An 18,189-nucleotide genomic window follows, 5' to 3' on the forward strand; every position below is an offset into this window, starting at 1 on the left:
ATGAAAACATAGTAGAGTTTAAGAAATGTATTTAATATTATCTCAACCTTAGAAGATTACATAAAGAGTAAAAAAATAGAGAAGAGTTCCCAGCAAATTATTTTGACTAATCATTTTTCATAGAGAAAAAGAAGTGGGTCGATGGAAATGCAAGGGGAGGAAAGCAGGGGAAATGAGTTTGAAGAAAAAACTTATCGTATTGAACACGACAATTATGCTTGGATTAGGAAGCGCTTTTGCCATACCGTCTGTAAAAGCTGAATCTATCACGGATATTCAATCGCAACGTACTGGAATACAATCAGATATTTCAGAGGCAGAACAAGTTATTCAGCAATTGAAAAAAGAACAATCGAAAATGAATGCCCAAATTGCCCAGATCGAATCGGCAATGAAAGAAAATGACCAAAAAATCAAAGATACTAAACAAGAAATTAAAGACACCGAAAAAGACATAGAATCTTTAAAGAAAGAAATTAAAGCGTTGGAAGAAAGAATCGCAAAACGCGAGGAAGTCTTGAAAGAGCGCGCACTTTCTTTCCAAGAGAGCGGCGGGGACGTTGAGTACCTGGAAGTTGTTTTAGGTTCTAAAAGCTTTGGTGAATTCGTTAATCGTGTTGGGGCGGTAGCCACTATCGTGGAAGCTGACCAACAGATTCTTAGCGAGCAGGAAGCGGATAAAGCTGACTTAGAGAAAAAACAAGCGACCGTTGAGAAGAAATTGCAAAGCCTTAAGGATATGGAAGTAGAGCTTAAAGGCATGCAATCTCAAATTGAAGATCAAAAAGCTGAAACTGTCAACATGAAGGCTAAGATCGAAAAGAAAGAATCGGAAACAGAAGCGCTTAAACAATCTTTAGAGAATAAAGATGCTGGTCTAGAAGCACAAATAGCTTCCATTCGTGAAAATATCAAAAAAGAGGAAGAACGTAAAGCATCGGAAAAAGCAGATCTTGACCGTGCAGCTGAAGAAGTGAATTCTTCAAATGCTTCCAGTGAAGAATCATCAAGTTCTTCCAGTGAAGGATCATCAAGTTCGTCAAAAGGAGAGGCTTCGGCAAAAAGTTCGTCTAAAGCTGAATCATCTTCAAATTCATCTAAAAACAGTTCTGCAGCTAAACCTGCAGCAAGTAAAACCGAAACATCAAGTAAGCCAAGCAGTGCAAATACAGGCTCTGCCATTACAGCAGGTTATAAATATATCGGTAACTCCACGTATAAATTTGGAGGCGGAAGAACGGCATCCGATATCGCTAACGGTCTTTTCGATTGTTCAGCGTTCGTTGCATGGGCTTATAAACAAGCTGGTGTGAACCTTCCAGCCAGTACGGATGCATTGAAAAATGCAGGACGTCAAGTATCTGATAGTCAAAAACAACCTGGAGATTTAGTATTCTTCAATACCTATAAAACTGATGGGCATGTCGGAATTTATGTCGGCGGCGGCAAATTTATCGGTTCCCAAAGTTCAACAGGTGTTGCAATTGCCAATATGGAAAGCGGATATTGGGCAGATGTATACAACGGCCGTGTCGTTCGTGTAAACTAATAGTTCAATAATAAGCAGGGGAGAAAATGCCCCTGCTTATTTTTTTGAAAAAAATCAAAAAAAAATGAAACTTATTTTGAATTTCAACGTAAATACTATAAGATAAAACAAGGATAGGTGATGTGGACTTTCAGTTAATCTGGGAAAAGATATAATGAAACAACATTCCATACTATTAAAACGGAGGCAAAAAAACATGATGAAGAAATTAATGGCTGCATTACTTACAATTACACTAGCATTCTCGCCAGTCGGCACTTATGTATTCCAGGATCATACGGAGTCAGTCGATGCAAGGGGTTACAAGTCCGGAAAAAGAAGCTTTAACAGCAACAACAATAATAATTCGAATTTCCAAAATAAAGAAACGAAGAAATCCGATGCCACTACTGCCAATAAAGCCAAGAGTGGAAACACATTCGCAAAAGGCGGCTTAATGAAAGGACTTATGCTAGGAGGATTGGCAGGTTTACTTTTTGGTAGCCTATTTGCCAATATGGGAATGCTTGGTTCTATACTTGGTCTATTAATCAACGTGATGGCGGTTGTTGTATTAATCGTTGTAATCCGTAAAATATTCACATATTTCAAAGATAAGAAGAAGAAAGAAGATCCAAACCCATGGAGAGGCTAAAAATTTCCGAACAAGATATCATCAATGCGGTTTGTGTTTACATTGCCCGTAAAAAGCAGGTACAACCTAATGAGGTAGAAGTGGAGTTAATGTATGATGATGATTATGGCTTTTCGGCGGAAGCGTTTGTCGATGGCCGGAAACAAGTGTTAATCACCATCAACTTGATAGAAGCGCTTCGTTTATGGCTGGATGAATATATGAATAAAGATCCATACTCAGGTATTGAACTTGTTTTGGATGATGATGAAGGTATAGTGGCTTTGGTAAGTGAAAGTAATAGATAAGTAAAAAAGGATGCCGTAACGGCATCTTTTTTTTATTTAAAAAGTTACAAGTCGTCCGGGAGAAGGAAAAGGAAAAAAGAAAATTAGCAGAGTAAATTAAGCAAAATCCTCGATTACACATACTATTTCAAACTTAGAAAGAGTAAGGACGAAATATATTTTCCATTTGTTGCATTAAATGGTCCGTGGAAGTAGGATGGATATATGTTCAAGTCAAAGGAGGAGAAAAAGTGAAAGGGTATATAGAAGATATCACTTTTTTAAATGAAAAGGCCATAAAGTTCGGCAATGAAAAAGTGGAAGCGATACTTGTACCATCTTTAGGTAGCAATCTGCTTTCATTGAAATACAAGCATAAGGATATTGAGTTGCTGCGAACTCCGGATAGTGTGGAGGAGTATAAAAAAGCTTCCATTTTATACGGAATGCCAATCCTGTTTCCTCCTAATCGAATTGAAGATGGTCAATTTACATATAAGGGGACTTCGTATAAGTTTCCAATCAATGAAATGGAAAAATCCAATCATATTCATGGGTTTTTGCATGACATGCCGTGGAAAGTCCGCAAAAAGGAAGTGAACGGGAAAGAAATCGTGATTAATACTGAATTCTCAAGCTGTGATTTTGATCTAAAAGGTAGCTTTCCACAAGATATCACTGTGAATATGTCTTTATCTTTAAGGGCTGAAACATTGGAAATACAATTGGAAATCACCAACAAGGGCATTGAACCATTTCCGTGGGGAGCAGGTTATCATACTGTATTCAATTTTCCATTTGGACCAGTGAGTAAATGGGAGGGCTGCAGAATATCTCTTCCCGTCAATAAACATTGGGAGTTGAATGAAAGATCATTGCCCACAGGTGCAATTCATGAAACGGCCAATACATTGGAAATCCAAAAGGGAATTAGCTTGGACGGCCGGCAATTTGATGACTTATTTGGCTATGATAAGGAAAGAAATCCGGAAAACGAGTGCATTCTCAGTGATCAAGAGGCTGGCATACAAGTCATCTATCAAGGCGATCAACATTTTAAGTTTTGGGTATTGTTCAATCAGGAGGGGTTCGTTTGTCCTGAACCATATACTTGGGTAACGAATGCTCCTAATTTGGATTTGCCTGCAAAATTGACTGGATTGAGGGAGTTATGCTCAGGGGAAACGGTACAGCTGAAAACCAGATTGATTGTGAAAGAAATATAAAAAACACCTAGGCATTTAAAAATGCCTAGGTGTTTAAGGTTATGCTTTTTTTCTCATCCAGAGTGGGTATAGGATGATTCCGAATACATATAAAGCAATGCCTAGTATGAATGTATTCATATCGGCTGTACCTGTCTTGATGACCCAGATCGAGTAGATTAACGCCAAGATTGTAATAATGCCATCACGTACCCTTGAGCCTTTCATGATGTCATAGGTTTCCCCGGTCATCACAAGTTTCAATTGATACAGAACGGATGCAAGGTACGGGATCAAGTAAGCAAGTGTAGCGACGATCATCGAAAATTTATAAGCCTCCAAAATCGTACCTGAAATAGTGGAGAATAAGAATATCTGTGTCATGATATTTGTTATTGTCATAGAACGGACAGGTGTGCCATTTTTGTTTGCTTTCGCAAAATAGGCCGGGAACAAATCCGATTTCGCTGCCTGGTAAGGAACTTCCGAGGCAACTACAATCCATCCGATCGTCGATCCCAATAAGGAAATGACGGCAAGAGCAGCCATTATATACGTGCCGCTTGAACCAACTACTGCTTGTAGTGCGTCAACAAGCGGTTTTTGTGATATTTTCAACTCGTCTTGTGATATGGCACCCATCGTCAATAAAGTAATGCCGATATAAATGGCAACAGCGATAAGTAAACCAAGAATCGTCGCTTTCTTTACATCATTTTGTGACTTGGCACGGTTTGAAAGCATGACGGCAGCTTCGATACCGATGAAGGCCCATAATGTTGAAATGGCAGCAGCGTTCACTTGATCACCTAGGGAGATTGCAGTTCCCGCCTTATCATAAAATTCAGCTCCGTTTCCTAGATTGGAAGTATCGAAGATGAATATCGTGATAATGATGAAAAATAAGAATCCAAGCACTTTGGTAACTGTAGCAAAAAGATTCATTTTCCCGGCACTGTTAAAACTTCTTACCAAGATTGCCTGAATCCCCCAAAGGGCAACGGAACATACCGCAAACGTTAATGCTTTACCTAGTTCAAGTTGAAACGAACCCGCTGTATAAATCACTTTTGGACTATGCATCACAGGGAAAAACGTTGAAAGGTAACCAGCAAATGAAATGATGACAGAAGCTGTCGCAGCCCAATTCGCAGCCCAATACCCCCAAGCCATGCTATACCCTGAAACCCTTCCTTTAACAGGAGATTTAAATAATGACTGAGCATAACTTTGAGGTCCAGCCTTCAAATCAGGTTTCCGGACTGCCAGGTTACCAAACACCAAAGCTATTAGAAAAACTCCTAGTCCAGTAACGATCCATGCCAATGTGGACCCTAACGGACTGGATACCTGTGCTAATTGAGCAGGGAGCATGAAAATTCCGCCGCCGACCATATTTCCAATTACGAAAGTGGTCAAAATCAATAAACCCCATTTTTTATTTATCATTTATATCGAACCTTTCTTATATACAAAGTGTGTGTTTATACCGACAACTTATACTAAAATAGTATATCTCAAATAGTTTAGTTTGGTAAAGTGGTAAATAAGTAAAATGTAAAAGGCGGACTAATCAGAAAATTTAAACACAGGATTGACAAAAGGATAAAATTGGATTATAGTAGTAAATACCAAGTTAGTTGGTAAGAATAATGTGGTTTGCCACATTAAATCGTATTTTTCTATAACATTTGCCATTCCCGAATATTGCCGATTAGTCAACTAAAGGCACCCTTACATCTAATCTGTTAGATGGCGGGTGCCTTTTATTTTTTATAGGGAAGGGAGGGAATATGGAGTTCCTATTAACTGGTTATTCTTATACGGAAAGTTAAGTGATGAGGATATGATAGGTAAACCAAGTTCCCAAGAAAACATTGAAAGTGGGAAGCGCATATGTGCTTGTCGTGCGAACCTTTTTTACATTAGGTGAAAACGAAGCTTTATTACCAGTAGTGAAGGGGAGATATTATGGAAAAGAAAGAAGAATTGAAAATCAGGCATATCATTTCAAGCTTGGAGGATCTGCAATATGGATCGGTTTTAATTACCGTACATGATGGTGAAATCACACAAGTGGATACCACCGAGAAGAAACGATTCCCACTAGTGAAGGGCCGTGCCATTAAAGCTAGATGAATGATAGGTATTAAGGGAGCCTTCAATATGAAGGCTGTCAGACTGTAGACAAACTCGATGAAAATCGAGTTTGTCTATTTTTATGGCTTGTACAATTTGGACGTTGATTGGAACGTAGGGCACTCGCTTTCCGCGGGCGGTCGGGGAGCCTCCTCGGCTTGCGCCTGCGGGGTCTCCCCTAGACACGCTTTTCCCGCAGGAGTCTCGTGCCTTCCGTTCCAATCAACTATTTTTTAAATTTTTCTTTGCGTACGATTTTCTTTTCAAATTTGGGCTTATTCGCACATTAGCATATCAGGGTCGTCTTCAAGATGAAATAAATCAAGGTCGTGAAAACTATGGAAAGAAACCTTTTCCACCAGATAAATTTGATAAGGAAGAAACCAGAGCAATTAAAGAAAGTACTACGGATCCTGAGAGGGGCTACTATGTGAAAGGGAACCAACAAAACTGTTTGCCTATTCATTCCACGCGGCCGCAGACCGCAACTGTTTTGTATTGGGAACGATTGTAACACCTGGTAATACACATGACAGTCATATTTTGGAGCCACTTCTTGAGCAAGTGATTGAGAAAGGTGGGAAACAAGAAGCAGTTGCCGCAGATTCAGCTTACAAAACACCAGCGATTACAATCTACCTATTTAACAAAGGAATCACACCTGCTTTACCCTATACACGTCCTCGAAAAAAGAAGGATTCTTTTGCAACCATGACTATGTTTAAGATGAACACTTTGATTGTTACCTTTGCCCTTCGGGAGAAACTTTAAGGTACTCAACAACAAATAAAGAGAGCTATCGCGAGTACAAATCGCCAAAATAAATTTGTGCAACATGCTCATATTTATCACGGTGTACAGAAAGCAAAGAACATCAAAAAGTAGTGACAAGGCATATCTGGCAAGCATATGTGGGAGAAGCAGATCATCTGCGTCATCATCCAGATGTAATACCTATATATGCGAAACGCAAAGAAACGATTGAGCGTGTATTCGCAGATGCAAAAGAAAAGCATGGTATGCGTTGGATTACTTTAAGGGGACTTAAAAAATTGTCGATGCAAGCGATGTTTACTTTCGCTGCCATTAATTTAAAGAAGATTGCCACGTGGATATGGCAAGGTCCTAACCTACAAACTGGAAACCCTTCAAAATGAAGGCTCTTTTTTTATACAAAAATTTATTCAATATGGAATTTCTAATAAGATTGTACTGCTTTTAACATGGTAGAATAAGTTAGGGTATAAGGGAGTTTTTTATAGGGGTTTAAATGAAATCTAAGGGAGGAACAGGGAGTAGATGACCTTACAAACTATAGAACATGATATCTTGGCATTAGTTGAAACATTTAATGGGAGAATCGCATATAAAATTGAAAATGGTCTTGGGGACACGATTGGATATCACGAGAATGAATCCTTTCAATCAGCGAGTTTGATCAAAATACCAATGATCATCGAAGGTTATCGTCAAAGTGAGCAAAAGAAAATCTATTTGAACCAACCAGTGACCATCCCGCCTAGTGAAGTGACTGGGGGATCTGGGGTCCTGCATGTCTTATCGAATAAGGTATTTTTGACCGTAGAGGATTTACTGACATTGATGATAACTGTTTCCGACAATACATCCACGAATATGGTGATGAACCTGTTGGGTTTTGAAGAAATCAATCAATGCATCAAGGAACTTGGTTTGAAAAATACTGTCCTTGAACGGAAAATGCAGGATTTTAAGGCATTAAAAGAAGGGCGCGACAATACCATTTCGGCAGAAGATACGATTACCTGCTTAAAAGCCATACATACAGGCAACCTTTTAACGAAAGAAAGCCGGGAAAAAATATTGCATGTATTTGACAATCAACAATTAAGGGATAAACTTCCATCGCTGATGGGCAGAGGAGTCAAGGTCGCAAGCAAAACGGGCGGAATTCGGGGAGTTGCCCATGATTGTGCAATCATTCGGTCAGAAACACAAACTGTTTATGCTGCAGTTCTTACTGAAGATATGAAATCAGAGGAAGAAAGCCGTCAAGTAATCAGTAAAATTGGGAAAATGATATATGATGATATGGTCGCAGAAACTGTCGATTGAGAAGAGAGGGAAGTCTTTCATGATTTCCCTCTCTTCGATCTTAGTTATATAGGAGTTAATGGTAATGAAAGTTATATATGATAAGAAACTGAAGCGGGGAAAAATTTTGAAAAGGACGATGAAACTTTTTTATGTAATAAGTGTCATTGCAGTACTTGGGTATTTTGGATTTTTGCACATGAAAATTCAGGAAAGCATTCACCAGCAAATTCCGGAAAATGCCGATTACCTCATGATTCTTGGAGCAAGGGTCAAAGGTTCGGTTCCATCATTATCCTTACAATACCGGATTGATAAAGCTGCAGAATATTTATCGGCGAATAAACATACAGTGGTCATTGTATCTGGCGGCAAAGGACCGGGAGAAGATATATCGGAAGCAAAAGCAATGCAACAGGGGCTAATCGCCCAAGGAATTGAAGAAGCACGCATCATGATGGAAGACAAATCTACAACAACTCACGAAAATATCGTTTTCTCAAAAGAACTCATTCCTGATACAGCAGCTTCAGGGTTGATCGTTAGCAATGACTTTCATACCGGGCAGTCGAAATAGCAAAAAAAGAAGGCTTGGACATGAAGGGATTGCCGGCAAAGACACCAAAAGTGTCACTGTTGAAATCATATACCCGTGAATATCTGGCAATTACCAAATACTATTTGACCGGGTGGATTGGGAGGTAACTTCGAATTCTCCTAAAAGGTGGGGTGCTTTCATTATTCGACTTCCACGACAACATTAGGAACTTGCCAAAAATCTTTCTCTTGATATAGCTCCTTAAGTGTCTTATAAACGGGATAACCGGTATAGGAAATCTCGACTCGATCATCAGCATCCACTTCTTCCACATCTATATCATCAACAAAACCAAGTTGATCATCGATTTCCATTAAATAATACCCGAGTGCCTCATACCCGCTATAGGCTACAATGACCTTACTGTCAAAACCGCTATTAGAAACTTTGTAATATTTCATTGAGTGTCCTCCTTGTTGATAATTCTTTAAGTGAAAATCGTACTGTTTCTTATTACTCTGATATACCCATTAATTACTATCTGAATCATTAAATTGGATAAATAAAGAAAATAAGAAGGCAAAAAGAATGTGGCCATTTTTAAATTATCACTGGAAAATTTGCTATCTGCATCAATTCATGTTAATCTAATAAAGAATTGTTTTTGGTTGTGGAAGAGGATACTCGTTATTTTCCAAATGATTAAAAATAGTAATACAATGTGTGTTATGCACTAGGAGGCAACAACAATGGAACAAGGTACAGTTAAATGGTTTAATGCAGAAAAAGGTTTTGGATTTATCGAACGCGAAAACGGAGACGATGTATTCGTACATTTCTCAGCTATCCAAAGCGAAGGCTTCAAATCTTTAGACGAAGGTCAAAAAGTAACTTTCGAAGTTGAGCAAGGTGCACGTGGAGCTCAAGCTGCTAACGTTCAAAAAGCTTAATTTTAAAATTAAATCGTAACCTATATGAACAGACTTCCTCGATGGGAGTCTGTTTTTTATTGTGCAATAAAATGAAAGCAAAAAAAAATCCCACTCTGACTGAGTAGGTTTTTAGTGACTTGTCATTAAGCTTTTTTAAATTCTTCTTCAAAGAAAAAAGTAGTCGGATGTTCTTTAACAGTATAAGAATATCTCTTCATGTTTTTTACATATGCCCATTTATTAATGGTTACTGATTCATTCGTATCCTGAATGGTTACTGTTTCACCAGTATTATACTTATTGCTTTTCAATTTAGCCACCCTCTTTACTAATAGTATAACATATTTGGCAATGAAAGATGTGTTCAACATATTCCAATGATACATTGCGTATAAAAAACAGACTAAGCATATGGCAATGAGCCTAATAATTTTGAATGTTGTATAGAAAAAGTTAATGGGTCATGTTTTAGGATGAACAAGGAGTGGATGTCACAATATGGGATTAAGCGGGGGCAGGCCAAGTTATAGCGAATGAACTTACTCGAAAGCAAGGAGTCGATATTACTATGGGCTTGTCTCCCTTTTTGGGCATGAAAAAACAGCCACATGTTCCCAGGTACTGCAGAAATCACGTGGCTGAAGGTTTTCAAGTGATGGAAGGGGCTTAAAGCCGGGTAATTAAAACGCCCAATCCCCATTACGGAAGACAGGTTCGGAAGTGCCGTCCTGTTTGATGCCGTCGATGTTCATTTTCTCCGAGCCAATCATGAAATCGACATGTGTAAGGCTTTCATTCAGTCCATTTTCTGCAAGTTCTTCTGGACCCATGTTTTTTCCGCCTTCAATACAGAAAGCATAGGAGCTACCGATAGCGAGATGGTTTGATGCATTTTCATCAAATAATGTGTTGAAGAATAAAACATTCGATTGGGAAATCGGTGAGTTGAATGGAACAAGCGCGACTTCACCAAGGTAGTGTGAACCTTCATCCGTTTCAACCAATTGCTTTAGGATTTCTTCCCCTTCTTCTGCTTTTACTTCAATGATCCGTCCTTCCTTAAACGTCACGGAAAAATTATTGATGATGTTTCCGCCGTAACTAAGTGGTTTCGTACTGGAAACCGTACCGTTAACGCCTGTTTTCAATGGAACTGTAAACACTTCTTCGGTTGGCATATTAGCCATGAATTCATGCCCCTGTACGTTAACGCTCCCTGCCCCTACCCATAGATGTTTGTTAGGTAATTCGATTGTCAGGTCGGTTCCGGGAGCCGTATAATGCAATTTTTGGTAATGCTTATCATTTAAATAATCAACCTTTTCATGCAGGGAGTCATCGTGTTTTTTCCAGGCTTCCACAGGATCTTTCACATCAACACGAACTGCTTTGAAAATGGCTTCCCATAGGAGGTCAACACGTTTTCCTTCTGCTTCTTCAGGGAATACTTTATCAGCCCAAGCCTTTGAAGGGACGGCAACTATGGACCAGCTCACTTTATCGGATTGCATATACTGACGCCACTTCTTCAGTGCTGTCCCGGATGCTTTTTGGTAGTTGGCAATCCTTTCAGGCTTTACACCTTTTAATAAGTCAGGGCTGGAGGAGATGACGGATAGATAAGCAGCTCCGTTTTCTGCGAGTTCGATCGTTTCTTCTGCGCGCCACTTTGGATATTCGTGGAACACCTCATCTGGAGCCAATTCATATTTAGTACGTGAAACGATATCGTCATTCCAATTAACGATGACATTGCGCGCACCGTTCTCATATGCCTTTTTTACAATGAGACGCACAAGGTCAGCACCCTCTAATGTTGTGTTTACGACCAAGGTTTGATCTTGTTGGATGTTTACGCCGACTTTTACGGCAAGTTCTGCATATTTTTCTAAATTCGTTTGAAAATCACTCATCATTTAAAACTCCTCTTTTCCATTTTCTACATTTTTAATTGTACTTTTTGTCATATAAAAAAGAAACTTTTTACATCGTTTGTGAAAAATACTCTTATACGAAGGAGTTCATTATAACCGGCAGGGAGCTGCTCGAGCACCTATTTTGTCTAACTTGCATTTTACCAAAACTAAAGAAGGAAAGACTATTGAAAAGGTTTGAATAGTTGAATAATTTGATGCAGTGAATCAATGGACTGAAAGAAAGAGGGCCTCTTTGAGACCCTCTTTCTAAATAGTCAGTAAATCATTTACCCAAATTAATCCAGACACTTTTCACTTCAGAATAGTTGTCCAGTGCATAAGATCCCATTTCACGTCCGATTCCGGATTGTTTGTAGCCGCCGAACGGAGAAGCTGCGTCGAACGCGTTATAACAGTTCACCCATACGGTACCGGCACGGAGTTTTCCGGCAACATAATGGGCATTGGCTATATCGCTTGTCCATAAGCCGGCAGCCAAACCATATTCACTGGCATTTGCACGGTTAATGACATCATCTAAATCCTCGAATGGCATTGCCGCTATGACCGGTCCGAAAATCTCTTCTTTAGCAATCGTCATATCCTCTTCAACACCAGCGAATATAGTAGGAGAAACAAAGTAGCCCTGTTCACCCGGTTTATTTCCACCGACAAGAACTTCCGCACCCTCGTTTTTCCCTTTTTCAATATAGCCCATTACCCGATTTTGCTGCTCCTCGGAAACAAGCGGCCCAATTTGGGTGCTTGGATCCAGGCCTATCCCTTGTTTGATGTTTTTTGCATGGCTAGCCATATCGGCAACAACATTATCATAATGTTTCTTTTGGATATAAACCCTGGAACCGGCACAGCATACCTGGCCTTGGTTAAACATGACCCCATTCAAAGCTCCAGGGATGGCTTTTGAGAAATCCGCATCAGGCAAGATGATGTTTGGCGATTTCCCTCCAAGTTCCAAAGTGACCCGTTTCAATGAATATGAAGCGGAACGCATGATCAATTTTCCAACTTCGGTCGAGCCGGTAAATGCGATTTTATTTACTTGCGGGTGGTCGACAAGCGCTTGTCCAGCCGTTTCACCAAAACCGGGAACGATATTGACGACCCCATCAGGGAAACCGGCTTCAGCCAATAATTCAGCCAGGTAAAGAGCGGAAAGCGGTGTTTGCTCAGCGGGCTTTAATATGACCGTACAACCTGTAGCAAGTGCCGCTCCCAGTTTCCACATCGCCATAAGAAGCGGAAAGTTCCATGGGATGATTTGGCCGACAACACCAACAGCCTCGTGTTTCGTGTAGTTAAAATAATTTCCGCTTACCGGGATGGTCTGTCCAACAATCTTGGTGGACCAGCCAGCAAAATATCTCATATGTTCAATTGCTAAAGGAATGTCGGCATTTGTAGTTTCACTGATTGGTTTCCCATTATCCAACGTTTCCAATTGAGCAAGTTCAGTTTTATTTTCTTCCATTAAATCGGCTAGTTTATACATAAGTCTACTGCGTGCAGCTGCGCTCATTCTTGACCAAGGACCTTCATCGAATGCTTTGCGTGCAGCTTTGACGGCTAAGTCGATATCTTCTTTATCAGCTTCATAAACATCGGCAAGTTTTTGTCCTGTAGCAGGATTAGGAGTGGAGAAGGTTTTTTTTGAAGCACTTTCTACAAACTGACCATTAATATAGAGCTTTTTTGGTCCTGTTAAAAATTTTTGCAGCTTTCCACTTACTTCTAACGTTAGATTTGTCATTAATTACCCTCCTGAATAAAATGTTTATCTTGGGCAAAACATGATGACTTATTGTTAACGCTATGATTGCCAATTTTTATGATAAATGAAAAAAAGGGAATATTCAATCTATAACATTCGACAGAATATCCAAGATTTCTTCATCTATAAAAAAAATGTAGTATTATTTTGTCATGACATGTGTAATTACTATAGCAAAAATGAAAGTTAATAGTTAAAATGAAAAAGGATAAAATAACAAGAAGGTCTAAAGTTCTGGAGGAATATATGGGAAATAATGCGAAAATGATATCGCAGCGTAAGTTACTTGGTGTTGCGGGTCTTGGATGGATGTTCGATGCACTTGATGTCGGTATGCTTTCTTTCATCATTGTTGCATTAAAGCAGGATTGGAACTTAACCAGTGAGCAGGTTGGCTGGATTGGGAGCATAAACTCCATAGGAATGGCTGTTGGCGCCGTATTCTTTGGTGCGATGGCCGACAGGGTCGGACGAAAGAATGTCTTTATCATTACTTTATTATTGTTTTCGATCGCAAGTGGCCTGTCTGCAGCAGTCAGTACACTCAGCCTGTTCTTGATATTGCGTTTTTTGATTGGAATGGGACTTGGGGGAGAACTTCCGGTTGCCTCGACATTGGTCTCTGAAAGTGTTGAAGCGAGTAAAAGGGGAAGGGTTGTCGTCCTTCTTGAAAGCTTTTGGGCGGTTGGCTGGATTTTGGCAGCACTCATATCCTATTTCATCATACCGGCTTATGGTTGGCGGGTTGCATTATTATTGAGCGCAGTTCCAGCTTTATATGCGCTGTACCTGCGCTTGAAACTGCCGGATTCACCAAAGTATACGGAACTTGAAAAAAAGCAAAGACCATCTGTATTAAGCAATATGAAAAGTGTCTGGAAAAAGGATTACTCCCGTCAGACCCTTGTATTGTGGATTCTATGGTTTTGCGTGGTCTTTTCCTATTATGGGATGTTTTTATGGCTGCCAAGTGTGATGGTCCTTAAAGGCTTCAGCATGATTCAAAGCTTTGAATATGTTTTGATCATGACGCTCGCACAGCTTCCGGGTTATTTTTCAGCTGCATGGCTGATAGAGAAGATGGGACGTAAATTCGTTTTGATCACATACTTAATTGGGACGGCCGTCAGTGCCTTTTTCTTTGGATCGGCAGAGGGGCTGGCACTGCTGATAGTTTCCGGAATGTTCCTCTCTTTCTTCAACCTAGGGGCATGGGGGGCACTTTATGCGTACACACCTGAACAGTATCCAACATCAGTTCGCGGTACAGGGGCTGGGTTAGCTGCAGGGATCGGGAGGATTGGCGGTGTTCTTGGACCTTTGCTTGTAGGGTATTTAGTTGCCGCAGACACCCCGATTTCTTCGATTTTCACCATTTTTACAATTGCTATTTTAGTGGGGGCAGTTGCCGTGGCTTTTGGGAAGGAAACAAAGAATACCGTTTTGACATAAACAAAGGATGGGGGCTGCATGCAGTCCCCATCCTTTTGTTATTTAAAGTCTTTTATGATTTTTAAAAGGGATTCGGAGGCAGTCTTCGGATTATCTGCATTCATGATGGCCGATACGACTGCGGTACCTGATAGTCCGCTATCAGAGAGAGCGGAAATGTTATCGGCAGTGATACCCCCGATGGCTACTGCGGGAATGGATACGCCGCGGCAAATTTCCCCCAGATCCTCAAGTGCCATTAGGGTTGCATCTTGTTTGGTCTTGGTGGGGAAAACGGAACCGACTCCTATATAATCCGCTCCATTTCGTTCGGCTTCGAGAGCTTCTTCAAGACTGGAGACAGATACACCGACAATCATATCTTCAGGAACCATTTTTTTGACGACAGGCAGTGGAAGGTCATCTTGCCCAATATGAATTCCGTCCGCTCCAACAGCAAGTGCTATATCCACCCGGTCATTGATGATAAGGGGAATGGAAAGCTCATTCAATAACTGTTTTAATGCAGATGCTTTTTCATAAAAGGAGAGGGAGGAATTGTTTTTCTCTCTAAGTTGTACGATCGAGACTCCTCCTGAAACCGATTGTGCAATGATTTTGGTCAATTCTTCTATTGCTATGGACTCTTCCGTAACTAAATACAGGCTTAAATCAATTTGGGACTTCTTCACTTATTTTCACCTCATGCATCCAGATTTCCTTATCCATTCTTGATATGGCATCGATTAATCGCACACGGAAAGTACCTGTTCCTTCATCCTTTTGAAGGGTTGAGGCTGCAAGTTCCCCTGATATGCTCATTGTTGAGATACCGGCAATTGCTGCAGAATATAAATCATCGGTGACTCCGGAAAAAGTTCCGATAAGAGCAGTGGACATGCAACCGGTACCTGTAACATTAGTTAAAAGGAGGTTCCCGTTATCGATGATGGACGTATGTTTTCCATCGCTGACCGCATCCTTAGCTCCGCTGACCACGATGATGCAATTCAGTTCATTTGCCGCTCGTGCAGCCAGCTCTGCATTGCTAATCGCAAGTTCCCCCGAATCCACCCCGCGCGTAACGGTATCCCCACCCATCAATGACAGGATTTCACTCGCATTTCCTCGAATGATTTGGAAAGTAACCTTACTTAGGAGCTCTTTGACTTGCTCTGAACGATAGGAGGTGGCACCAACTCCCACCGGGTCCAAAATGACCGGGATGTCCAGGGCATTTGCCGTTTTACCGGCAATCTCCATTGCTTCCAAGGCTTTATCATCGATCGTTCCGAAATTCAGGACCAATGCATCTGCTAATTTGACCATATCCGCCACTTCTCTTGGGCTCGATGTCATTACTGGTGAACCTCCGATGGCAAGGGTGGCATTTGCACAGTCATTGACCGTAACAAAGTTGGTGATTTGGTGAACGAGTGGTTTCCTTTCTCTTACCTTCATAAATAAATCGGCTGAAGAAACCTTCATAACAAGTCACTCCGTTCTTTTTTTGAATATGAATGAAAATGATGGACAGGTCCATGACCTTTACCGATTGAAAAGCTATTGCGTATCGCTTCGGAAATATAGGTCTTGGCATGTTCGATCGACACTTGCAATGGCAGTCCATTTGCCAGGTTAGATGTAATGGCGGATGATAGGGTACAGCCCGTACCATGAGTGTTTTTTGTATGAATGCGCTCTCCCTTGATCCAGTGGAAGTCAGTCCCATCATAAAAAAGATCATTTGGATTTCCTGCTGCATGGCCGCCTTTAAGTAAAACGGCTTTGGAACCCATTTCTTGTATCGAAATGCATGCCCTGTAGAAATCTTGTTTCGTCCGAATCGGGAAGCCAGTAAGTACTTCCGCTTCTGGTACATTGGGTGTTACAAGATTTGCAAGCGGAAGCAATTCCATTTTTAAGGCAGAGATGGCCTTTTCGTCGAGCAAATGGTGGCCGCTTTTGGAAATCATGACAGGGTCAAGGATAACGATGGCAGGCATGAAGGTTTTAAGGGACGCAGCGACCGTTTCCACGATTTCTTTTGATCCAAGCATGCCTATTTTTACTGCATCGACAGGAATATCTTCAAAGATAGCTGCAATTTGATCCGATATGATAGCTGTTTCAATGGGCTGTACAGAACGGACTTCCATTGTGTTTTGGGCAGTTACGGCTGTGATGGCAGACATTCCAAATACACCATGTGCAGAAAATGTTTTTAAATCCGCTTGTATTCCAGCACCGCCCCCTGAATCAGAGCCTGCGATCGTTAATGCTGTTTTCATAAAAAAACCCCTTCATATAATTATTTTTTAGCAGTATTTTAAGTAATATGAAAGCTAAAATCGCACCTGCGAATGAACTGAACATAAAAGCCGGTAAAAAACCAAAAAGTGCAGCTTTTTCTCCCAATAGGAGGGTGGCAAGCGGATAACAGGCCAGGGAACCGAGAAAGCCGGTCCCGATCACTTCCCCTAAACAGGCGAATTTTAAGCTTTGTGTTTTTCGGTAAAGGATGGCGGCCAAAAGTGCACCAATCATGCTGCCTGGAAAGGCGAAAATTGAACCGGTACCAGACATGTTTCTAATGATGGAAACTAAAAAAGCTTGTGTCACCGCATATGCAGGCCCCAATAGAACCGCCGTCAGGACATTTGCCAGATGTTGAATAGGAAAGATTTTTGCAAATCCTGCAGGGATGAAAATAAATGAACTGGTAAGCGTCGTTAAAGCCGTGATCATGGCAGTCAATGTCAGTTTCTTGATAGGGTTCATCCTCATGTCAACCACCTACAGAGGCCAATCCTGCTCATTTTGAACCATGTCCCAGAATAAATATTCATATCGGGAAGTAACCAAAAAGTGCTTTTCTAATCTAAGAAGTTCCTTTTCAGGCATGCCTTCCGTCAATTCTTCCAACAAAGCGATCAGCCACTTGTGTGCTTCCCCGAACTCAGGAGATGAATAGGACCTTATCCAATCTGCGTAGCGATTGTTTTCCAGTGCTGCTCCATTTTGTTCTTTTAATAGCAAACCGATTTCATAATAATCCCAAGCGCAGGGAAGGAGACAGGCGATCAAGTCTGCCAAAGTCCCATGCTGAGCTGCATTTAGCATGTAACCTGTATAGGCTAGAGTGGTTGGAGTAGGTTCTGTATTTTCCAATTCCTTGGAGCTGATCCCGAATTCGGAAGCATAATGCCGATGAATATCCATTTCCACTTGAAGGGTTTCATTTAAAATGCTCGCAAATTTTGCCATGGTTTCGATGTTATGGGCTTTGATGACACCTAAAGCAAAGAGCTTGGAATAATCCATGAGATAGACATAGTCCTGCTTCAGGTAATAGGCAAATTTCTTTTCAGGAAGTGTGCCGTTTCCAATTGCCTGGACAAAGGCATGTGAATGGTTCCTTTTCCAAATCTCTTTTGCCCGTGCATGCAGTCTATCACTGAATGTTTCTAATTTTGTATTCTCCATTGTTCATCCTCCTATAGAATGGCTCCCTTTGCCTTTGTTAAATAAAAAACCCCGTTCCTGAATACGGAACGGGGTAGATGGATATAGTCTGTAAAATGGACGATATCATCCACTTCCCTCCGCCGGTATGAGCCGGTTCAGGTTCAAAGGGTCCGGAACTAATTCCATCTCAGTCTTAAAAAAGACTCCCCTAGTGGTGTGAATTGTATGTAATTACTGACATCATAT

18 protein-coding genes, 2 pseudogenes and 1 riboswitch are annotated in these 18,189 nt (G+C 40.8%); of the genes and pseudogenes, 10 read left to right on the forward strand and 10 right to left on the reverse strand.

Annotation, left to right across the window (positions count from 1 at the left end; translation table 11 throughout):
- Positions 1-172 precede the first annotated feature (172 nt).
- The 4 genes from NYE65_RS19045 to NYE65_RS19060 all read left to right on the forward strand — a co-directional run bounded on the left by NYE65_RS19045 (position 173) and on the right by NYE65_RS19060 (position 3,675).
- The gene (locus tag NYE65_RS19045) at positions 173-1,549 is read left to right on the forward strand and encodes a C40 family peptidase (RefSeq protein WP_328178374.1); all 1,377 of its coding nucleotides are present in this window, start codon (positions 173-175) and stop codon (positions 1,547-1,549) included.
- Between the two features lie 199 nt (positions 1,550-1,748).
- Positions 1,749-2,183, forward strand: a complete 435-nt coding sequence (locus NYE65_RS19050) for a hypothetical protein (RefSeq protein WP_134783465.1) — start codon at positions 1,749-1,751, stop codon at positions 2,181-2,183.
- Complete coding sequence (locus tag NYE65_RS19055) at positions 2,171-2,470, forward strand: YxcD family protein (RefSeq protein WP_034314323.1); 300 nt, start codon at positions 2,171-2,173, stop codon at positions 2,468-2,470. Before NYE65_RS19050 ends, NYE65_RS19055 begins: the two co-directional genes overlap by 13 nt.
- A gap of 230 nt (positions 2,471-2,700) precedes the next feature.
- On the forward strand, positions 2,701-3,675 hold the full coding sequence (locus NYE65_RS19060) for an aldose 1-epimerase (protein WP_340861466.1): 975 nt from the start codon (positions 2,701-2,703) through the stop codon (positions 3,673-3,675).
- A 39-nt stretch (positions 3,676-3,714) separates the two neighbouring features.
- Here NYE65_RS19060 and NYE65_RS19065 read toward each other — a convergent pair whose 3' ends face one another.
- Positions 3,715-5,103, reverse strand: a complete 1,389-nt coding sequence (locus NYE65_RS19065) for an amino acid permease (protein WP_328178372.1) — start codon at positions 5,101-5,103, stop codon at positions 3,715-3,717.
- A 522-nt stretch (positions 5,104-5,625) separates the two neighbouring features.
- On the opposite strand from NYE65_RS19065, the gene NYE65_RS19070 reads away from it, so the two are divergent.
- The 4 genes and pseudogenes from NYE65_RS19070 to NYE65_RS19085 all read left to right on the forward strand — a co-directional run bounded on the left by NYE65_RS19070 (position 5,626) and on the right by NYE65_RS19085 (position 8,571).
- Positions 5,626-5,793, forward strand: coding sequence for a YezD family protein (locus NYE65_RS19070; RefSeq protein WP_069202242.1), 168 nt, complete (start codon positions 5,626-5,628; stop codon positions 5,791-5,793).
- A 283-nt stretch (positions 5,794-6,076) separates the two neighbouring features.
- Positions 6,077-6,950, forward strand: a pseudogene (locus NYE65_RS19075) (transposase); the annotation flags it as partial.
- A 142-nt stretch (positions 6,951-7,092) separates the two neighbouring features.
- On the forward strand, positions 7,093-7,887 hold the full coding sequence (locus tag NYE65_RS19080) for a serine hydrolase (RefSeq protein WP_340861467.1): 795 nt from the start codon (positions 7,093-7,095) through the stop codon (positions 7,885-7,887).
- An 88-nt stretch (positions 7,888-7,975) separates the two neighbouring features.
- Positions 7,976-8,571, forward strand: a pseudogene (locus NYE65_RS19085) (YdcF family protein).
- 33 nt (positions 8,572-8,604) lie between these two features.
- On the opposite strand, the gene NYE65_RS19090 reads toward NYE65_RS19085, so the two are convergent.
- Positions 8,605-8,865 carry a hypothetical protein gene (locus NYE65_RS19090; RefSeq protein ID WP_048687304.1) on the reverse strand — a complete coding sequence of 87 codons (261 nt, stop codon included), beginning with the start codon at positions 8,863-8,865 and terminating at the stop codon, positions 8,605-8,607.
- 288 nt (positions 8,866-9,153) lie between these two features.
- Here NYE65_RS19090 and cspC point away from each other — a divergent pair, with 288 nt between their 5' ends.
- Complete coding sequence (cspC, locus tag NYE65_RS19095) at positions 9,154-9,354, forward strand: cold shock protein CspC (protein WP_034314312.1); 201 nt, start codon at positions 9,154-9,156, stop codon at positions 9,352-9,354.
- A 125-nt stretch (positions 9,355-9,479) separates the two neighbouring features.
- Here cspC and NYE65_RS19100 read toward each other — a convergent pair whose 3' ends face one another.
- The 3 genes from NYE65_RS19100 to NYE65_RS19110 form a co-directional block, all read right to left on the reverse strand.
- Positions 9,480-9,647, reverse strand: coding sequence for a hypothetical protein (locus NYE65_RS19100; RefSeq protein ID WP_164468809.1), 168 nt, complete (start codon positions 9,645-9,647; stop codon positions 9,480-9,482).
- Positions 9,648-10,016: 369 nt separating this feature from the next.
- Positions 10,017-11,249 (reverse strand): aminopeptidase, encoded by a 1,233-nt coding sequence (locus NYE65_RS19105; protein ID WP_340861468.1) that lies wholly within the window; start codon positions 11,247-11,249, stop codon positions 10,017-10,019.
- A 286-nt stretch (positions 11,250-11,535) separates the two neighbouring features.
- On the reverse strand, positions 11,536-13,023 hold the full coding sequence (locus tag NYE65_RS19110; protein WP_034314306.1) for an aldehyde dehydrogenase family protein: 1,488 nt from the start codon (positions 13,021-13,023) through the stop codon (positions 11,536-11,538).
- A gap of 267 nt (positions 13,024-13,290) precedes the next feature.
- On the opposite strand from NYE65_RS19110, the gene NYE65_RS19115 reads away from it, so the two are divergent.
- A complete protein-coding gene (locus NYE65_RS19115) occupies positions 13,291-14,496 on the forward strand; it encodes an MFS transporter (RefSeq protein ID WP_034314304.1) in 1,206 nt (401 codons plus the stop codon).
- A 38-nt stretch (positions 14,497-14,534) separates the two neighbouring features.
- On the opposite strand, the gene thiE is transcribed toward NYE65_RS19115, so the two are convergent.
- The 5 genes from thiE to tenA are packed head-to-tail and all read right to left on the reverse strand — an operon-like array spanning position 14,535 to position 17,961.
- Positions 14,535-15,167 (reverse strand): thiamine phosphate synthase, encoded by a 633-nt coding sequence (thiE, locus tag NYE65_RS19120; RefSeq protein WP_340861469.1) that lies wholly within the window; start codon positions 15,165-15,167, stop codon positions 14,535-14,537.
- On the reverse strand, positions 15,148-15,963 hold the full coding sequence (gene thiM / locus NYE65_RS19125) for a hydroxyethylthiazole kinase (RefSeq protein WP_340861470.1): 816 nt from the start codon (positions 15,961-15,963) through the stop codon (positions 15,148-15,150). Before thiM ends, thiE begins: the two co-directional genes overlap by 20 nt.
- The gene (thiD, locus tag NYE65_RS19130) at positions 15,960-16,766 is read right to left on the reverse strand and encodes a bifunctional hydroxymethylpyrimidine kinase/phosphomethylpyrimidine kinase (protein ID WP_095679415.1); all 807 of its coding nucleotides are present in this window, start codon (positions 16,764-16,766) and stop codon (positions 15,960-15,962) included. The genes thiM and thiD overlap by 4 nt, the downstream gene beginning before the upstream one ends.
- Entirely contained in the window at positions 16,735-17,256 is a 522-nt protein-coding gene (thiW, locus tag NYE65_RS19135) for an energy coupling factor transporter S component ThiW (RefSeq protein ID WP_095679446.1), read from the reverse strand. The genes thiD and thiW overlap by 32 nt, the downstream gene beginning before the upstream one ends.
- Before the next feature lie 15 nt (positions 17,257-17,271).
- Positions 17,272-17,961 carry a thiaminase II gene (gene tenA / locus NYE65_RS19140; protein ID WP_328134786.1) on the reverse strand — a complete coding sequence of 230 codons (690 nt, stop codon included), beginning with the start codon at positions 17,959-17,961 and terminating at the stop codon, positions 17,272-17,274.
- A gap of 97 nt (positions 17,962-18,058) precedes the next feature.
- Positions 18,059-18,163: riboswitch (TPP riboswitch) on the reverse strand.
- Between the last annotated feature and the right edge of the window lie 26 nt (positions 18,164-18,189).

It is taken from the genome of Peribacillus sp. FSL R5-0717 (assembly GCF_038002945.1).
Taxonomy (GTDB): Bacteria; Bacillota; Bacilli; order Bacillales; family DSM-1321; genus Peribacillus; species Peribacillus frigoritolerans.